Annotated in this window: 16 protein-coding genes; 7 read left to right on the top strand and 9 right to left on the bottom strand. The window is 65.8% G+C overall.

Annotation, left to right across the window (positions count from 1 at the left end; translation table 11 throughout):
• The 8 genes from E2K76_RS07445 to E2K76_RS07410 are packed head-to-tail and all read right to left on the bottom strand — an operon-like array spanning position 1 to position 10,651.
• Positions 1–1,323, bottom strand: a complete 1,323-nt coding sequence (locus tag E2K76_RS07445) for a DUF3131 domain-containing protein (RefSeq protein ID WP_136683650.1) — start codon at positions 1,321–1,323, stop codon at positions 1–3.
• Positions 1,320–3,140, bottom strand: coding sequence for a glycosyltransferase (locus tag E2K76_RS07440; RefSeq protein WP_136683649.1), 1,821 nt, complete (start codon positions 3,138–3,140; stop codon positions 1,320–1,322). The genes E2K76_RS07445 and E2K76_RS07440 overlap by 4 nt, the downstream gene beginning before the upstream one ends.
• Positions 3,137–4,258 carry an acyltransferase gene (locus tag E2K76_RS07435; RefSeq protein WP_136683648.1) on the bottom strand — a complete coding sequence of 374 codons (1,122 nt, stop codon included), beginning with the start codon at positions 4,256–4,258 and terminating at the stop codon, positions 3,137–3,139. The genes E2K76_RS07440 and E2K76_RS07435 overlap by 4 nt, the downstream gene beginning before the upstream one ends.
• Positions 4,255–5,862, bottom strand: a complete 1,608-nt coding sequence (locus tag E2K76_RS07430; RefSeq protein WP_136683647.1) for a DUF3131 domain-containing protein — start codon at positions 5,860–5,862, stop codon at positions 4,255–4,257. The genes E2K76_RS07435 and E2K76_RS07430 overlap by 4 nt, the downstream gene beginning before the upstream one ends.
• Before the next feature lie 20 nt (positions 5,863–5,882).
• Positions 5,883–8,765, bottom strand: a complete 2,883-nt coding sequence (locus E2K76_RS07425; protein WP_136683646.1) for a PAS domain-containing hybrid sensor histidine kinase/response regulator — start codon at positions 8,763–8,765, stop codon at positions 5,883–5,885.
• Positions 8,762–9,145, bottom strand: coding sequence for an ATP-binding protein (locus E2K76_RS07420; protein ID WP_136683645.1), 384 nt, complete (start codon positions 9,143–9,145; stop codon positions 8,762–8,764). Before E2K76_RS07420 ends, E2K76_RS07425 begins: the two co-directional genes overlap by 4 nt.
• Position 9,146: 1 nt before the next feature.
• On the bottom strand, positions 9,147–9,482 hold the full coding sequence (locus tag E2K76_RS07415) for an STAS domain-containing protein (RefSeq protein ID WP_246032916.1): 336 nt from the start codon (positions 9,480–9,482) through the stop codon (positions 9,147–9,149).
• Positions 9,479–10,651 (bottom strand): PP2C family protein-serine/threonine phosphatase, encoded by a 1,173-nt coding sequence (locus E2K76_RS07410; RefSeq protein WP_169053234.1) that lies wholly within the window; start codon positions 10,649–10,651, stop codon positions 9,479–9,481. The genes E2K76_RS07415 and E2K76_RS07410 overlap by 4 nt, the downstream gene beginning before the upstream one ends.
• Positions 10,652–10,851: 200 nt before the next feature.
• Between E2K76_RS07410 and phnC the strand changes: the two genes are divergently transcribed.
• Genes phnC through phnE (E2K76_RS07390) form a run of 4 tightly spaced genes read left to right on the top strand, consistent with a single transcriptional unit; the run spans position 10,852 to position 14,775 of the window.
• Positions 10,852–11,667, top strand: a complete 816-nt coding sequence (gene phnC, locus E2K76_RS07405) for a phosphonate ABC transporter ATP-binding protein (protein WP_394343930.1) — start codon at positions 10,852–10,854, stop codon at positions 11,665–11,667.
• A gap of 10 nt (positions 11,668–11,677) precedes the next feature.
• Positions 11,678–12,577 (top strand): phosphonate ABC transporter substrate-binding protein, encoded by a 900-nt coding sequence (gene phnD / locus E2K76_RS07400; RefSeq protein ID WP_136683643.1) that lies wholly within the window; start codon positions 11,678–11,680, stop codon positions 12,575–12,577.
• A gap of 49 nt (positions 12,578–12,626) precedes the next feature.
• Entirely contained in the window at positions 12,627–13,475 is an 849-nt protein-coding gene (gene phnE, locus E2K76_RS07395; protein ID WP_136683642.1) for a phosphonate ABC transporter, permease protein PhnE, read from the top strand.
• A complete protein-coding gene (phnE, locus tag E2K76_RS07390) occupies positions 13,462–14,775 on the top strand; it encodes a phosphonate ABC transporter, permease protein PhnE (RefSeq protein ID WP_136683641.1) in 1,314 nt (437 codons plus the stop codon). The genes phnE (E2K76_RS07395) and phnE (E2K76_RS07390) overlap by 14 nt, the downstream gene beginning before the upstream one ends.
• Here the strand turns inward: phnE (E2K76_RS07390) and phnF are convergent.
• Complete coding sequence (gene phnF, locus E2K76_RS07385) at positions 14,755–15,468, bottom strand: phosphonate metabolism transcriptional regulator PhnF (RefSeq protein WP_136683640.1); 714 nt, start codon at positions 15,466–15,468, stop codon at positions 14,755–14,757. The two genes, phnE (E2K76_RS07390) and phnF, sit on opposite strands and share 21 nt — an antisense overlap.
• Positions 15,469–15,566: 98 nt before the next feature.
• On the opposite strand from phnF, the gene phnG reads away from it, so the two are divergent.
• Genes phnG through E2K76_RS07370 form a run of 3 tightly spaced genes read left to right on the top strand, consistent with a single transcriptional unit; the run spans position 15,567 to position 17,589 of the window.
• The gene (gene phnG / locus E2K76_RS07380) at positions 15,567–15,989 is read left to right on the top strand and encodes a phosphonate C-P lyase system protein PhnG (protein WP_136683639.1); all 423 of its coding nucleotides are present in this window, start codon (positions 15,567–15,569) and stop codon (positions 15,987–15,989) included.
• Positions 15,989–16,534: a phosphonate C-P lyase system protein PhnH gene (gene phnH, locus E2K76_RS07375; protein ID WP_136683638.1), complete on the top strand. Its 546-nt coding sequence runs from the start codon at positions 15,989–15,991 to the stop codon at positions 16,532–16,534. The genes phnG and phnH overlap by 1 nt, the downstream gene beginning before the upstream one ends.
• On the top strand, positions 16,534–17,589 hold the full coding sequence (locus E2K76_RS07370; protein WP_136683637.1) for a carbon-phosphorus lyase complex subunit PhnI: 1,056 nt from the start codon (positions 16,534–16,536) through the stop codon (positions 17,587–17,589). The genes phnH and E2K76_RS07370 overlap by 1 nt, the downstream gene beginning before the upstream one ends.
• Positions 17,590–17,593 lie beyond the last annotated feature (4 nt).

Below are 17,593 nucleotides of genomic sequence, written 5' to 3'. Positions count from 1 at the left end.
TCATTTCCCCACGGCCAGAAGCGGCCCGTGGCTGCGGAACGCGATCGAGGCCAGCACCACCGCATTCGTATTCGCGGTGAAGCTGTCGTTCACCTCGCCCGACGCTTCATAAAGCCCCTCGGGCCAGCCTTTCTGCGGGTCGGCTAGCGCGGCGACGCCCGCCAGCAATTCGTCCGTATATCCCGTGTCGAACAGCGCGTCCCAGCCGAAGGCGGCCTTGACGCTCAGCGTGCGGCGGCTGTCCAGCCGATCCCCCGCCAGCGTCAGCACGGCCCAGGGCGCGCCCCCGCCCCAGACGGTGGCATAGGCGAAATAGGGCGCTTCCGAGATGTGCCCCTCTGTCACCGCCGTCAGTACGCCCGTCTCGCGATAGCGCATCTCCTGCGCAAGATAGACCGCCGAGGCGAAGCGATGCGAGGTGCCGTCGAAGCCGAATTCCAGCCCGTCCAGAATGAACGGCTCGCTGGTGATGAAGGCCGGAACCTGATTGCGGTTCAACCGCCCATCCGCCGGAACCGTCACGCCGCCCACGTCGCGCACCACGAGGTTATCCTCGATCCCCACCGCATGCAGCGCGTCAAGGCCATAGAGCATCAGCGCCTTGCCGCCATATTGCTCGTATCCGATCCGCCCCTCCTGATGTTCGACGGTCAGCCCGTCGGTCACGTTGGACCCGTTCAGCCGCCCCTCGCGCACCAACCGCGCCAGATCGAAACGCGACAGGACCGCATCCACCCGCCCCGCTTGGTCGGGATAGTTCCGCTCGACCGCCTCCAGCGCCGACAAAAGCCGCGCCATGTCCAGCGCGGACCAGCCAAGGCCGATGGCGGTGGGCTGGTTCTGGTAATTCACCATCGCAAGGCTGCGCACGTCATAGGCCTTGTTCGGCAGGCTGTCTTCGAACAGCGGAATGCGGGCAAGGCTTTCCAACGCGCGGGTCAGGCGGGCCTCCACCTCGGCATCGTCCACGATCTGAAGCCGGTGGGCCGAAATCAGCGCGATCAGGAACGACCCCGTCTCCCACATGGTGGTCGATGGATATTGGTCGGCGGAATTGGCAAGGCCGGTTTCGGGATGGATGTTGTTCTGGAAATAGCGCCATGCGGTGCGCGCCTGTTCAAGATCGGCCTCGGAGGGCGGGCCGGGAACGGCCAGCGGCATCGGCACCGCCTCGATCTGATCCAAGGGTTCGGGCTGGGCGGGCGCGGCGAAGGGATTTCGCAGCAGCCCTTCCAGATGCAGCTCCAGCGCCAGCCCGGCCAGAAGCGCGACGATGAAGATGATATGGCTGCGCGCCCGCGCAAGGTTCCTGCGAAAGCTCATGCTCCCTCCGTTTCCTCGGGTTGCCACAGCGCGGCGGCGATCATCCCGCCCATCGCCATGCAGTTGTTCAGGCCCCAAAGCCCGTTCGTCACCACGCCCGCCAGCGTCCAGTCCCCCCGTCCCGCGATCAGCCAGCCCGACGCCCAGACGACCGAGGCGACCGTCAGCACGACGATGGCAAGCTGCGGGCGCACCAGATGCAGGAACCGCCCCGACTGGCGATCCTTGGGCGTGACGGGGAACGAGATCTTCTGCCCGGACAGAACCGCCTTCAGCGCCTTCAGCCCGATGGGAAAGAACGCCAGATACGACGTCTTGGCGGCATAACCCGCGATCCCCCACGTCCCGACCATCGTGGCCAGTTCCAGAACCAGCAGGAACGGGATCACATGGACGAAGAATTCCACCGTATATGCCGAAACCGGCGCGACCCCGGTGAACAGATAGACGGCGGGCGCGATCAGAAAGATCAGGTTCCAGATCGACCCCAGATAGGACCAGAAGGTCGATCCATACATCAGCCGCTGCGCAAAGGTCAGGCCGGGGCGGAACAGCGGGTTGTCGTGGAACAGGATATCAAGGCTGCCACCCGCGTATTTGAACCGCTGGATCGTCCATGACAGCAGGTCCTGCGGCGACAGCATCCGGCTCTCGATGGTCGGGTGCAGGACCGATTTCCACCCCCGCTCGCGATCCGCATGCAGCACGATGGAGGTGTAGATGTCTTCGGACACATGGAAACGATACGGGGTCAGCACCTCGGCCACCACGGCTTCGGTGCGGATCGCTTCCATCAATTCAGGGGCGACGGATCTTTCGCGGCTGGCAAGGGTCACCTCCTCCTCGGTCTGCAGCACGCGGCGTTCGACGCTGGCGCCGAAGCTGCGCAGCGCGGCCTCCATCACCGCCTCGCGCCGGTGGATCGAGCCTGCGCCGCAGCAAAAGGCGGCATTGGCGCGGTTCCGGCGGCGCAGGATCACGTCATAGAACATCTGCGGATCGCTCACGAACGGGTCCGCGCCGAAGGTGATCTCGCCGAGCACCCCCTCGATCCCGCGCCCCAGCCACCGCCCCGGCGCGCCAAGGCGTCGGCCCAACCGGGCGGGCAGACGCTCGCCTTCGGGCAGGTCGTAGAACCATTGCGGCGTCTGCACCCAAGCCATCTTCGGATCGCGGAAATGGCCCAGCGTATGGGTCAGGATCGTCGGAAAGGGCCGCGTATCCGCATCGCAGATGACAAGGAAATCGCCCGAGGTCTTCTCCATCGCGTTGCGAAGGTTCCCGGCCTTGTAACCCTCGTTGGTGGCGCGGGTGATGTAGTTCACGCCCTCCTGATCGCAGACCGCGCGCATTTCGGGGCGACGACCGTCGTCGAGGATATGGATGCGGATGTCGATGGGATGGGGATATTCGACGGCCTTGGCATCAATGATGCCCAAGCGCACCAGCTCCGGGTCTTCGTTATAGGTCGCGAACAGCACGTCCACCGCGATGGGGCGACCCGGCTCTGGATTGCCGGGGTCCACATCTTCGATCAGGGCGGGTGCGTCGGGGATGACCACCGGCTGATCCTGCCACAGGTTGATCGTGAACAGGATCAGCCCGACGAAGGCGAAGGTTTCCGCCAGCACCAGCGGCACCGCGAACCACATCGCGTCATGGTTCAGCGACGAGGTCCAGCGGAACAGGATATACCATCCCCCCAGCACGAGGCTGAGCGTGGCAAGGAACTGCCACACCCCCTCGCGCACCGCCGAGTATCGCAGTGGCTCGGGCGGGCGGCGATGTTCGAACTTCGTGAAATAGAAGTCGCTCATTTCCGTTCCCACGGCGCAGGCCCAAGCCCGATGGTCCATGCCAGAAACGGGATCTTCGAGATGATCCAAGCCACCGCGAAGGCCCCCGGAAGCGCAAAGGCGAAGCGCGTCGTCACGATGATCCACGGCTCGATCTGCGTCAGCGCGGCGCGGTGCATCGCGATGTCATAAAGGTCGATCACCGCCGGATGGATCAGATAGACGCCGAAGGTATATTTCGCCAGCCTGCTCCACCGTGGGGACCATTCGCCATACTGGCTGGCCATGAACACGGTGAAGACCACCAGCGGCATCAGGAAATGGCCATAGAACGCCCAGCTTTCCCGCACCGCGTAACGCCCGGTCATCCACGCCTCGCCAAAGGCAGGCAGCGTCGCCAGCCATGCCAGCACCACCAGCCACATCGCCCCGCGCCGCAGCAGACGGGATTCCCCGCGCGGGATACCTTCCTTCCACAGCCCGAACAGCGAGAAGGCCGCGATGCCATAGGCGACATAGGCCATCACCTTGATTGCCCGGATCGCGAAATCGCGCAGGTCAGGCTCCAGCCCCAGCCCCCAGACCCAGCCCTGAGCGTATTGCATCACCCCCAGCGCGGCGATCACGCACAGCCCGAAGATCGGATAACGCTGCCCCAGCCGCATCACCGGAAAGAACAGGAACAGAAGGAACAGGGTGGGCAGGAAGTGCATGTGATACTGCGCCTCGCCCAAGGCCAGATACCCGGCCCAGGACGCGGGCCGCGAAAGCTGGTCCCAGATCGCCTGCCCGTAACCGAACTCGTTCGCCTTCAGCAGCCGGAAGAAGGCATAGAAGACCGTCCAGACCAGAAACGGCACCAGAAGCCTGCGCGCCTGTTCGCGGATCGCCTCGCCATATTCCGGGCGGCGTCGGTCCAGCTTGAACGCCATCAGAAACAGCGAGAAGGTGAAGAACATCTCCGACCCCGAAAGCTCGGCGATGGACCGCAGCAGGACAGGGATGGTGCGGTCCGCGGGTTCGGCATTGGGAAAGACGGTGCCGGAGAAATCGGTGGTGCAGTGGATCAGCACGACCCCGACCGCCGCCAGGGCGCGGTTGGCATCGAACCACACAAGCCGGGCCTTGGGCGCGTTCATTCCGGCACCTCCGCATCGGTCAGCCCCGGCGCGCGGCAGGCCTGCGGCGGCACGGCGGCGATTTCGGGCGGCGGAACCAGATGCTTTTCCACCCCACAGGTGCTGGCGGCGATGCCGCCCGCTTCGGGCACGACGCGGCAGAACTGGAACGCGCTGGCCGGAACCTGCGGCGCGGATTGCGCCGGCGCGCAGTTGCAGCAGACGGGTTCGACGATCTTCGGATCGGGCATGCAGCGTCGTGCGCGGATATCGGTATATTCGAAGGCCGTGTCCCAGACCTGCGTATTGTCGTTGCGGTATTGCAGGATCGGCCCCTGCGCCTTGTAAAGCAGCGCGGCAAGGATGATGCCGTTGTTGTTGGCCGTATGCAGCGGGATGAACCCGTTGCCGTTCTCGTAGACGCCTTCGTAGAAGCCGCCCTCCTCCTCCGACAGGTCGGCCACGGATTCGAACAGAAGGTCGGTATAGGGCGTCTCCCACAGTGCCCACATGCCCACCGCCGCCTTGGCCGCGATGGCGGCGCGGTCGGGCTGATACACGTCGCTGGGGTCCAGCGTGTTCCACGGGTATCCATCGGCAAAGATCGTGTCATAGACGAAATAGGGTGCGCCTTCGACCTGATGCTCGGACCGTGCGGTCAGGATGCCCGTCCGCTCGAACCGCCGCTGCTGCACCAGATAGATGCGGTTGGCAAATTCCGCCCGCCAGCCATGCGACGCAAGCCCCGGGCCGCTGTCCTTGTCGTTCGGCAGGTCCCAGCCCAGTTCCAGCCCGTCCAGAAGATAGCCCTCGGTCAAGACGTAGTTCTGGTTGTTGAAGATGCGCGGATCGCGGGCATCCACCGGCACTTCGATGTCATAGATGGTGGTGTAGGTGTAAGGCCCGGCTTCCAGCGCCGCATGCGGGTCGAACCCCCACAGCGCGAACCCCTTGGCGGCGTATTCCTCGTATCCCAGCCGCCCTTCCTGCACATAGCGCGTCTCGCCATTGCCGGACACGAGCGAGCCGAACAAGCGTCCGTCATCATTGGCAAGGTTGCAGTAGTTCCAGCGCATCGGGATGTTGTCGATGCTGTTCGCCAGATAGGGATAGCGTTCCTTCATGATCTTCAGCCAGACCAGAAGCCGCCCGATATCCAGCACGGAAAAGCCGACCTCGCCGGGCTGGTTGGCATAGTTCACCTTGGCCCCGGTTTCGGTGTTATAGACCTTGTTGGGCAATTCGCCCCGGAACAGGCTCAGGTTCCGCAGGGTCGAAATCAGCAGGTTCGCGCGGCGGTCGAATTCCCGCTTGTCGATGATCCCAAGTTCGTATGCCGAAACCAGCGCGCTGACGTATGATCCGGTGTCCCACATGGTCGTCGAAGGATAGGAACCGACGGCGTTGACGAGGCCCGTCTCCTCCTGAAAGCGCAGCACGAAATAGGACCACGCGGTTTCCGCCATCGCCCGCTCGCGTTGGGTCAGCGGGCCGCTGCGACCGAAGGGCACCGCCGGATCGGCAAGGGCCGGTGGATCGTCTTGGGAAAAGGCCGGCGGCACGGCGCAGACGAGGCTTGTGGCAAGCAGCAACGCCGAGGTGAACCTTCGTTGTCTGCCTCTCATCACCGTCCCTCGCGCTTCGGTTAATCCAGAGTTGTTTTCAGATCAGATAGTTCTCCTAAAAAGTGCATCAAGTTTTCGTGCAAATCCACCTCGAAGATGCGCTTCGCCTCATTCGCGTGGCCATCGCGCACCATTCCCTCCAGCCGTTGTGCGGAATGGCGCGTATCCGTCAGGCCGAAGGTGCCGACGATCCCGGCGATGGAATGAAAGGCGCGGGCCACTTCGGCGCCGTCCGGCTCGGGCGCGGCAAGGACCGCAAGATGCCGCCTGATGTCGGCAATGCCCGCGGCGATCAGCCCCGACAGGCCCTCGTCGCCGAAATCCTCGCGCAGTGCGGCGATGGCGTCCTGCGGCAATCCCTGCGGCACGCCCGGGGCAAGGTGGCGCAGAAGCGCGGCCTGCAACTCTGTCTTCTGGATGGGCTTGCCCAGCACCTCGTTCATGCCCGCGGCGATGCAGTCGGCCTTTTCCTGCACCCCGACATGGGCGGTCAGGCCGATGATCGGCACCTGCCCCGCAGGTCCGGGCAGCGCGCGGATGCGGCGCGTCGCCTCCATCCCGTCCAGACCGGGCATCGACACATCCATCAGCACGGCATCATGCACGCCCTGCCCCGCTGCCTCGATCGCGGCCAGCCCATCGCCGACGATCTGCGCGCGATGGCCCAGCCGGTCCAGAAGCATCCGCGCGACCATCTGGTTGATCGAATTGTCCTCGGCCACCAATATGCGAAGCTGCTGCGCCGCCGGGGCCTGCACGCCGCCCGCCTCCTCGACCGGATCGGCCAGCGGAAAGGCGATCTCGGCGTAAAAGACGGTGCCCTTGCCGGGGGTGCTCTCGAACCCGATCTCGCCTCCCATCAGCTCGACGAGGTTCTTGCAGATCGCCAGCCCCAGCCCCGTCCCCCCGAAGCGCCGGGTATAGGAGGCGTCCAGCTGGTTGAAGCGCCCGAAGACCTGATCGTGACGGTCGGGCGGGATTCCGGGGCCGGTATCGCGCACCGCAAAGCGGATGCGGCCCGGCTCGCCCTTGCTGCTTGCCTCCAGATCGACGCGGCCTTGCTGCGTGAACTTCACCGCATTGCTGACAAGGTTCAGAAGCACCTGGCGCAGCCGCCCGGAATCGCCCTCCAGCCAGTCGGCGACGTCGTCATCGATCCGGCAGCCGATCTCCAACCCCTTGGTCGAGGCCTGCCCGCGATAAAGTTCCGCCACGCCGCGCATCAGCGGACGAAGCTGGAACGGGGCGGCGGCCAGCGTCATCCGGCCCGCCTCGATCTTCGACATGTCCAGAATGTCGTTCAGTATCACCAGAAGCGCATCCGCGCTGGACCGCGCGACCTCGACCTGCATCCGCTGCTGCGGGGTCAGACCGTCTTCGGCCAGCACGGTCAGCATCCCGATCACGCCGTTCATCGGGGTGCGAAGCTCGTGGCTCATCACCGCCAGAAACTCGCTTTTCGCGGCGTTGGCGCGGTGGGCCTCCTCGACCGCGCGGGTCAGGGCAAGGTGCTGTTCCACCTCGGAGGTCACGTCGCGCAGGGTGCCGGTCAGCACGGCGGCCCGTCCGCGCGCGTCATAGGACATCTCTGCCGCGCCGCGCACGAAACGGATCGATCCATCGCGGTGGATCATCCGGCATTCGATGGCGGCGGGGCGGGTGCCGCCGGGCGGGCCGGGGCGCAGAAGCCTGTCCAGCCGCCCCTTCAGATCGGGAATATCCTCGGGGTGGACCAGATCCTCCATCCCCGGCAAAGGCGCGCCAGGCGGCACGCCGAACAGGCGGCGAAGCTGCGGCGACCACGACACCTCGCCCGTGGCGACGATGCGGCGGAAACTGCCCAGCTGCGATATGCGCTGCGCCTCGGCCAGCGTCCGCTCGCTTTCGGCAAGGGCACGTTTGCGGGCGACCTCGTCCGTCACGTCCCGCACGGTCGAGGTCATGCGCAGGGGCTTGCCCGCCTCGTCCGACAGTATTTCCGAAATCGCATGGACCTCCACCTCCACCCCGTCGGGGCGGCACAGGCGATAGGTGATCTCGCGCTGCGCGGGCATCCCGCTGGCCTCGGCGCGCGACAGGGTGGCCTTTTCGCTTTCGCGCAGCCGTTCCAGATCGTCGGGATGGACCAGCGCCTCGAACTCTGCCCCGGTCATGCGCCCGCCGGGCGGAAGGCCGAAGATATCGGCAAGCTGGGGCGACCAGCGCACCTCGTCCCGCTCGAAATCCCAGCGGAACGATCCGATCCGCGCGATCCGGTGCGCGTCTGCCAGATCCTGAACGGCCGATCGCAAGGTGCCCTCGCTTTCATGCAGCCGCCGCCGCTGGGACAGAAGCACGATGGCCGCCGCCGCGGCGACGACCAACATCAACCCCGACAGCCGCTGGACGGTGTTGCGCAGCCCCTCGACGCGGGTCCGCTCCTGCGCGACGCTGGCCCCGAAACGGTGGAACGTCCCCGAGACATAGCGCGCAAAATCCGTCCCCTGATCGACGATGGCCTGCGCGACAAGCCCCGCACCTTCGGCCGTCAGCACATCGTCCTGCGCCCCCGTCCGGAGCCGGTCGGCCAGAACCCGCGCCATGCGGCGCAGCGGCTCGGCATCCTCGGTCAGCATCTCGGCGATGCCGGGGCGCGACAGGAAGACGTTGGTGCGATGCTGAAGCAGCCGCGCCTGTTCGGCCAGCAGCAGCAACGCCCCCCCGTCGCCGCGCAGCCACGCATCCGCCGCGATCCGCGCGTTGTTGTAGGAAAGCTGCAGATCGAACAACTCGGTCCGGGTCGCGGTTATGTCGGTGGATTCGACCTCCTGCCGCAAAAGGAACGGCGCGGCCACGATCACGGCGATGGCAAGAATGCAGACCAGCGCGATGAAGTTGAACCCGGTCCGCAGCGAACGCCTCATCGAAAGGTCAGCGTCAGGCGGTTGCGCCCCTCGCCGCTTTCATATCGCAGATCGTCCGCGCAGGTGCGGATCAGCGCCAGCCCCCGCCCGCTTTCGGCCAGCGGATCGTCCGGCGCCTCCGCCTCCAGCAGCCCCGGCGGGATGGGGTTGCCGACATCCACGATCTCGACCTCGACCCCGGCGCCGAAACGAAGCGCGATCTCCACCTCGCCCGCCGGATGGCCGTGGCGCACGATGTTGCTCAGCGCCTCGACCAGCGCGATTTCCAGCGCGATCAGGCGATCCTCGGGCAGATGGGCGGCGGCGGCATCGCGGAGCTTCGGTGCGATGCGGTCGATCGCCTCCAGTTCGACCGGCATGCGGAACCGCATGGGGTCCATGTCATGCGTCCAGCATCTGAAGCGCCTGCGCGCGGTCGGGGAAAGACTTGAACACCCGGTCCATGCGGGTGATGCGGAACAGCTGCACCACGCTGTCGCCCAAGCCGCACAGCACGATCTCGCCCCGGTTGCCGACCTTTTTCAGCAAGCCCACCAGCGCCCCCAGCCCCGAGGAGTCGACGAAGGAGACATTGGCAAAATCCAGCACCAGCCGGTCGTTCCCGGCATCGATCAGGGCTGCCACCTCGTCCTTGAAGCCGGCGGCGGTGGCTGCGGTCAGGCGCGACATGTTCGGATCGACAAGGCAGACGCCTTTGGAAAACTCGGTGGTAATCAAGATGCAGGTCTCCTTTCCATGACAAGAACGGTCAGATCGTCGGCAAGCGAATGGCCCTGACGCCAGCGCATCAGTTCCTCGGTCACGCGGCGCGGCAGGCGGCTTGCGTCCTGCGCGGCCTCGTTCTCGATCAGATGACTCAGGCGCGTGTCGCCGAAGGCGGTGCCCTCGGGGTCTTCGGCCTCGGTCGCGCCGTCGGAAAACATCACGATCCGATCCCCCGGCTCCACCTTCGCGTGGCTGTTGGAATAGACGGCCTGCGCCAGAAGTCCGACCGGAAAGCCGCCATCGCCCAGACGGCGCGGGCCAGAGGCACCGCCCACCAGCAAAGGCGGCGGATACCCGGCGAGGCAATAGCTCAGATCGCCCGTATCCTCCTCCAGCACGGCGGCGAACAGGGTCAGGTATTCGTCGCTGTCGGTCTTGAAGAAACGCCGGTTCAGCGATGCGGCCAGCGCCGCCGGGTTGGCCCGCCCGTCCGGCCCGATCGCCTTGCTGGCGAAATATTCCGCCGTGACAAGATGCCCGAACGCGACCGAGGTCAGCGCCGCCTGCACCCCATGACCCGCGACGTCGATGGCATAGAACCCGATGCGACCCTGCCCCAGTTCGAAATAGCCGAACATGTCGCCCGACACGAAGGCCGACGGCACGAAGGACGCCGAAAACGCACAGCGCCCCAACACCGATGATCCCAAGGGCAGCATCCGCCGCTGCGCCAGCGCCGCCGCCTCCAGATCCGCGCGGATCTGCTCATGCGCCTCGTGCAGGATGCGGTTCTTTTCGTTCAACTGGCGCTCGTGTTCGACCAGCCGGACCGCCGCGCTGATCCTGACGCGCAGCATCGACGCCTCGAACGGTTTGGAGATGAAATCGTCCACCCCGACATCCAGCGCGCGGCGGCGGTCATCCTCGCGGTCGCGGCCCGTGACCATCACCACATGGACGTAGTGCCCGCCCCGCCGTTCGCGGATGCGGCGCGTCAGATCCAGCCCGTCCATGACCGGCATGTCCAGATCGCAGACGAGGATATGCGCGCCGCTCGACTCCAGCAGCCGCAGCGCCTCCTCGCCGTCCGCGGCCTCCACCGGCTCGTGCCCCAGCTTTCGCAGCAGGGCCGAGATGTAGAAGCGCTGCGTTGCATCGTCATCCGCGACCAGAATTCTCATGAACCGCTCCGCAACCATCGCCGATCAACCTAGAGTAGCAACAGACGAAGGCTACGGTCTTGTGAAAAAGCAACGGCGCGCGATTTGGCGGCCAAAGCGTCACACAAGTTTCATCGCACATTCATCCGACTGTTTTCATCGGCCCCTACCTGCGGGGCCAACACGGGCGGCGTCATGCGGCCCGGACGGAAAGGATGTTCATGCTGATCTCTGCCGAGGGCGTCACCAAGATCTTCAACGGCAAGACCGCCGTCGACAACGCCACCTTCGCCGTGGACCGCCCCATGATGATCGGCGTGATCGGGCGTTCGGGCGCGGGGAAATCGACGCTGCTGCGCATGATGAACCGCATGACCGACGCAACCTCGGGCCGGATGCTGTTCGAGGGGCGGGACATCCTTGCGCTGAACGGCGCGGACAAACGCGCGTGGCAAAGCCAGTGCGCGATGATCTTCCAGCAATTCAACCTCGTGCCACGTCTGGACGTGGTGTCGAATGTGCTGCACGGGCTGCTGAACCGCCGCTCGACGCTGGCGACGATGTTCAACATCTGGTCGGCGGACGATATCGGTCGCGCCATCGCGATCCTTGAACGGCTGGGCATTGCCGAACAGGCCATGAAACGGGCCGAGGCGCTTTCGGGCGGCCAGCAGCAGCGCGTGGCCATCGCGCGGGCGCTGATGCAGGACCCCAAGGTGATCCTTGCGGACGAGCCCATCGCCAGCCTCGATCCGATGAACGCGCAGGTCGTGATGGACAGCCTGCGCCGCATCCACGAAGACGACGGGCGCACCGTCGTTGCCAACCTTCATACGCTGGACACCGCGCGCCGCTATTGCGACCGGGTGATCGGCATGCGCGCGGGCCGCATCGTCTTCGACGGAACGCCCGACCTTCTGACCACCGCCGCCGCCCGCGAGATCTATGGCGCGGATGCCAGCTTTTCCGAAGCCGCCACCTCGACCTCGATCGAGCCGGCGGATCAGGAATACGCCAAGACTTTGCTTCACACCTGAGGGATTTCCCATGAAACGTCTGCTTGCCGCCCTTCTGGCGACTTCGACCCTTGCCGCGCCGTCCTTCGCGCAAGAGATCACCGGCTTCAACATCGGCATTCTGGGCGGCGAGAACGCTCAGGACCGCATGACCAACCAGGAATGCTATCGCGCCGCGATCGAGGAAGAGCTTGGCGTGCCGGTCAAGCTGTTCACCCCCGCCGACTATGACGGCGTGATCCAGGGCCTGCTGGGCGGCACGCTGGACATGGCGTGGCTGGGCGCATCGGCCTATGCCAAGATCTATCTGACCGACGCCGAGGCCGTGTCCCCGGTGCTGGTGAAACAGAACCTCGACGGCACGATCGGCTACTACTCGATCGGTTTCGCGCGCAAGGACAGCGGCATCACCTCGCTGGACGACATGAAGGGCCGCTCCTTCGGCTTCGGCGATCCGAACTCGACCTCGGGCTACCTGATCCCGAACGTGGAAATCTCGCAGGCCGGTTACTCGATGACGCCGAACGACTATTTCGGCGACATCCGCTTCACCGGCGGACATGAGCAGACCATCGTCGCCGTCGCCAACGGCGATGTCGACGCGGGCGTGACCTATGCCGACGCGCAAGGCAACTGGGAAGACGGCTACAATTCGGGCGCGCTGCGCAAGGCCGTGGACGCAGGCCTGGTCGACATGAACGAGATCGTCGAGATCTGGAAATCGAAAGAGATCGTCGAAGGCCCGATGGTCGTCCGCAACGCCCTGCCGGAAGACGTCCGCGCCAAGGTGACCGAACTGACCGCGAACCTGTGGGAAAACGATCCGACCTGCGCTTATGGCGTTGGCAACGGCGAGGCCAAGGACTTCATCCCGGTCACGCACGATCAGTATCAGTCGATCATCGACGCACGCAAGCTTTCGGGCTCCTGATCCAATCCGGGGCGGGCCACGCGCCCGCCCCTTTTTCACGGGACGGCAGATGACCGACACCATCCGCGACGATTACCTCGCCGCCGCGCGACGCAAGCGCATGTATTCCGGCATATTGCTGATCCTGTTCGTGGCGATGCTGGCCGGCGGCTTCGATCTGGCCCAAAGCCGCAACGCGGGGGGCTTCCTGTCCGGCCTGTCCCGCATCTTCGACTTCCCCGGCGAATTGCTGGCCGAGGCGTTCCAGAAGGCCGGGAACATCCCCGGCCATATGTGGACCTACCTGCCGTCCCTGATCGAGACGATCAACATCGCCGCCGTCGCCACCCTGTTCGGCGCGCTGATCGGCGGGGCGCTGTCGCTGCTGGCGACGCGCGGCCTTGCCCGCTGGCCTGCCCTGATCCCGGTGTTCCGCCGCCTTCTGGACATCTGCCGCGCCGTCCCCGAGGTGGTGATCGCGCTGGCGCTGATCTTTGCTATGGGTGGCGGGCCGGTCCCTGCGATGGTCGCCATCGCCTTCCACACCATCGGCGCGCTGGGCAAGCTGTTCTCCGAAGTGAACGAGAATGCCGACCTGAAACCGGTCGAGGGCCTGTCCTCGGTCGGCGCAAGCTGGTCGCAGCGCATGTGGCTGGGCATCCTGCCGCAGGTCGCGCCGAACTGGCTGTCCTATGCCCTGCTGCGGTTCGAGATCAACGTGCGCGCCTCGGCCATCCTCGGCTTCGTCGGCGCGGGCGGGATCGGATACGAGCTGAAGAACGCCATCAGCTGGGGTCAGGGCCGCTTCGACGCCGCCGCCTCGATCTTCCTGCTGCTGTTCCTGACCATCGTCGCGATCGACCAACTGTCGAGCCGCTGGCGCAATTCCCTGATCGAGGGCGAACATGGCCGTCACTGACCTTGCCCCCATCCATCGCGGCTTCGCCAAAAAGCGGTTCAAATCCTTCGCGATCCCGGCGGGCATCCTGATCTATCTGACCTATGCGTTCTTTGCCTTCGACATTCCGGGGCTGGCGCAACGGTTCCGCAGCGACAATGCGATGATCATGATTTCCGGCGCGTGGAGCTACAAGACCCACGTGACGCAGGACAACCGCCGGAACGCCGTCTCTGTTTCCATCGAGGGCGAGCGCCGCGCGACCTACGAGGATAACGACTGGCCCGAATGGGTGGCGCGCGACGGGGCCTCGACGGCCATCGCCCTGCCCCATGACCAGTCGGTGCGCTTCGATCCCGATGCGGTGCGCGTGACTGTCCCCGACTATGGCACGATCACCGTGACCAACACCGACGGCGTGCAGGTCCAGACCCCGGACGGCACCCTGCCCGCGTGGATCACCGCGTCGAACACCCGCGCCGACATCCGGCTGGACGGCGGCCGTATCAGCGTCACCCGCGCCCGGTCCGAGGTGTTCCGCTATTTCCCGGGGTGGGAGCTGTTCTTCTTCACCCTCTCCAGCCCGTTCCACGACATGAGCTGGGGCCAGATCGCCGCCAGCGCCGTGTCGTCCGAACAGATCCGTCCCGGCATGTCGAACATCGCGGCCATGGCGTCGGATTTCTGGAACAACGACATGTGGCGCCACAAGGACGTGGTCTGGGCCCTGTTCGAGACGCTGCTGATGGCCTTCCTCGGCACCATCGGGGCTGCGCTGATTTCGTTCCCGCTGGCCTTCCTTGCGGCAAAGAACTTCATGCCGGTGGCCCCCGCCCGGTTCGGCATCCGGCGCGTCTTCGACTTCGTGCGCGGGGTGGATGCGCTGATCTGGACCATCATCCTGTCGCGCGCCTTCGGCCCCGGCCCGATGACCGGCGCGCTGGCGATCCTGATCACCGACACCGGCAGCTTCGGCAAGCTGTTCTCGGAATCGCTGGAAAACATCGACGAAAAGCAGGTGGACGGGTTGCGATCCACCGGCGCCAACGCGCTGCAACGCGGGCGTTTCGGCGTCATCCCGCAGGTCGCGCCGGTGATCCTCAGCCAAGTGCTGTATTTCCTCGAATCCAACACGCGCGGCGCGACGGTGATCGGCGCGATGGTGGGCGGCGGCATCGGCCTTCTGCTGACCCAAGCGATCCAAACCCAGAAGGACTGGGAGAACGTCGCCTATTACATCGTGCTGATCGTGCTGCTGGTCATGGCGATGGACAGCCTTTCGGGCTGGCTGCGCCGCAAGCTAATCCGGGGCGACGGTTAAGGTCACGCGGTCGCCCGCGAACCAGGTGTGCCCGTATTCCACGGGCGCACCCGACGCATCCGCGTTGACGCTGACCGAGCGCAGGATCGGATCGCCCTCGCGGATCAGCAGATGCAGCGCCTGAAACGCATTGGCGCGCTTTGCCGTCAGCCGCGTTTCCACCCGGACGTAATCGCCCACGCCGCATGCCGCCAACGCCTCGGTGATCGAGGTGCCGCGCGCCAGTGCAGCCCCGATCCCCGGCAAGCGTTCAGCCGGAAAGACCGAACGATAGACCGCAAGTGGTTGGTCGTCGGCAAAGGACACGCCTTCGCGCACATGAACCATCGCGCCTTCGGCAATGCGCAACGCCCGCGCCTCGGCCTCGTCCGCGCGCCGTTCGGTCAGGGCCAGCACCTTGCGGCCTGACACCCGCCCCTCTGACGCGAGGTTGGCATGGAACCGCACCCGCCGCCCGATGGCGTAATCCAGCGGCGGCTTGCCCGCGACGAATACCCCCGCCCCGCGGCGCGAGATCACCAGCCCCTCATGTCCAAGTTCCGCAAGCGCGCGCCGCACCGTGTGGCGGTTCACCCCGAACCGCGACGAAAGCTCCGCCTCGGTCGGAAGCTGCATCCCTTCGCGATAGCGTCCCGCAGCGATGGCGGAACGAAGATCCTCGGCGATGGCGGTCCAAAGAGGCGTGCGGCTCATGTCATGCAAACTTCATATTCAAGTCGTTGTCGGAACGTCGCGAATCGGCTACTTGTCTAGTTGTATAGATAACCAGACAACCCCGCAAGGTGTCCGATATGAACCGACAGACATGGATGGGTCTTCTGGCACGGGCCGAGCCGTCGCGGCTGGCTGCCCTGCTGCCCGACCTTCCGCCCCACAGCTTCGCCCGCCCGCCCGAGATCGGGGCCGTCATGGTGCGCGGTCGCGCCGGCGGCACCGGCACGCCCTTCAACCTTGGCGAGATGACGGTGACCCGTTGCGCCCTTCGGCTGGAGGGGGGCGATGTCGGCCACGCCTATGTCCAGGGCCGCGACAAGCACCATGCGACCCGCGCCGCCATCGTCGATGCGCTGATGCAGGGCCCGCAGGCAGGCGCCATCCACGATGCCGTCCTGACGCCGCTGGCCGATGCCGAGACCGCCCGCCGCAAGATGCGCGCCGAAAAGGCCGCCGCGACGAAGGTCGAATTCTTTACCATGGTCCGGGGGGAAGACTGATGCTCGAAGGTGGCTTTCAGGACCAACCGCGCCAATCGGCAACCGCCTTCCGTGCCGCGCTGGATGCGATGGCCCGGCCCGGCACGATCCACACCGTTGCGGGCGCACAGCCCCCGGCGCTTTCCATTGCGGCGGGCGTGCTTCTGCTGACGCTGGCGGATCGGACGACTGGCCTCTGGCTTGCGCCGTCGCTGTCGGCGGCGCGCGACTGGATCACCTTCCACACCGGCGCGACCTTCACCGCCCCGGAGGATGCGCAGATCGCCATCGGCGCATGGCCCGACCTGCCGCTGGCACGCTTTCCCATCGGGCGCCCCGATTATCCCGACCGTTCGGCCACGCTGATCGTGGAAATGCCGGCCCTGACCGCCACCGGCCCGCGCCTGAGCGGCCCCGGCATCAAGACCCACGCCAACCTGTCGCTGCCCGAAACCGAGGCCTTCCGCATCAACGCGGCCGCCTTCCCGCTGGGCCTCGATTTCTTCTTCACCGCCGGGGACCGCCTTGCCGCCCTGCCCCGCACGACGAAAGTGGAGGCCGCCTGATGTATGTCGCAGTCAAAGGCGGCGAGCGCGCCATCGAGAATGCCCACGCCTATCTTGGCGAACAGCGTCGGGGCGATCCCGGCGTCGCGGAGCTGGGCACCGACCAGATCGAACAGCAACTGTCGCTGGCCGTGAACCGCGTGATGGCCGAAGGCTCGCTTTACGATCCGGCGCTGGCGGCGCTGGCGATCAAGCAATCGCGCGGCGATCTGATCGAGGCGATCTTCCTGATCCGCGCCTATCGCACCACCCTGCCGCGTCTGGGCGCGTCGATCCCGGTCGATACGGCCAGGATGGAGTGCATCCGCCGCGTCTCGGCCACGTTCAAGGACGTGCCGGGGGGACAGATCCTGGGCCCGACCTTCGATTACACGCACCGTCTGCTGGATTTCGCGCTGATGGCGGAAGGTGAGGCCCCCGTGGCCCCGCGCAAACCAGCCGAACCCGCGCATGTGCCGCATGTCACCGGCTTTCTGGGCGATCTGATCCAGCCCGAGGACTCCAGCGACACCGAACCGCGCGATCTGACGCGCGAGCCTTTGGAACTGCCCGCCGACCGCGCGCTGCGCCTGCAATCCCTGACGCGGGGAGATGAGGGGTTCATCCTCGGCCTCGCCTATTCGACGCAGCGCGGATACGCCCGCAACCATGCCTTCGTGGGGGAACTCAGGATCGGCACCGTGGCCGTGGAAATGGACATCCCCGAACTGGGCTTCAGCGTCGAGATCGGCGAGGTCGAGTTGACGGAATGCGAAACCGTCAACCAGTTCAAGGGATCGAAGACCGAACCGCCGCAATTCACCCGCGGCTATGGCCTCACCTTCGGCCAGACGGAACGCAAGGCGATCAGCATGGCGCTGGTGGACCGCGCGCTGCGCTGGCGCGAGCTGGGCGAAGATTACGTCGGCGCCCCGGCGCAGGACGAGGAATTCGTGCTGTCCCACGCCGACAACATTCAGGCGACAGGGTTCCTCGAACACATCAAGCTGCCCCATTACGTCGATTTCCAGTCCGAACTGGAACTGGTGCGCCGTATGCGAGAGGCCGCGGAATGACCGC

It is taken from the genome of Falsirhodobacter xinxiangensis (assembly GCF_004959935.1).
Classification (GTDB): domain Bacteria; phylum Pseudomonadota; class Alphaproteobacteria; order Rhodobacterales; family Rhodobacteraceae; genus Falsirhodobacter; species Falsirhodobacter xinxiangensis.
This window is presented reverse-complemented; position numbering and strand designations above follow the sequence as displayed.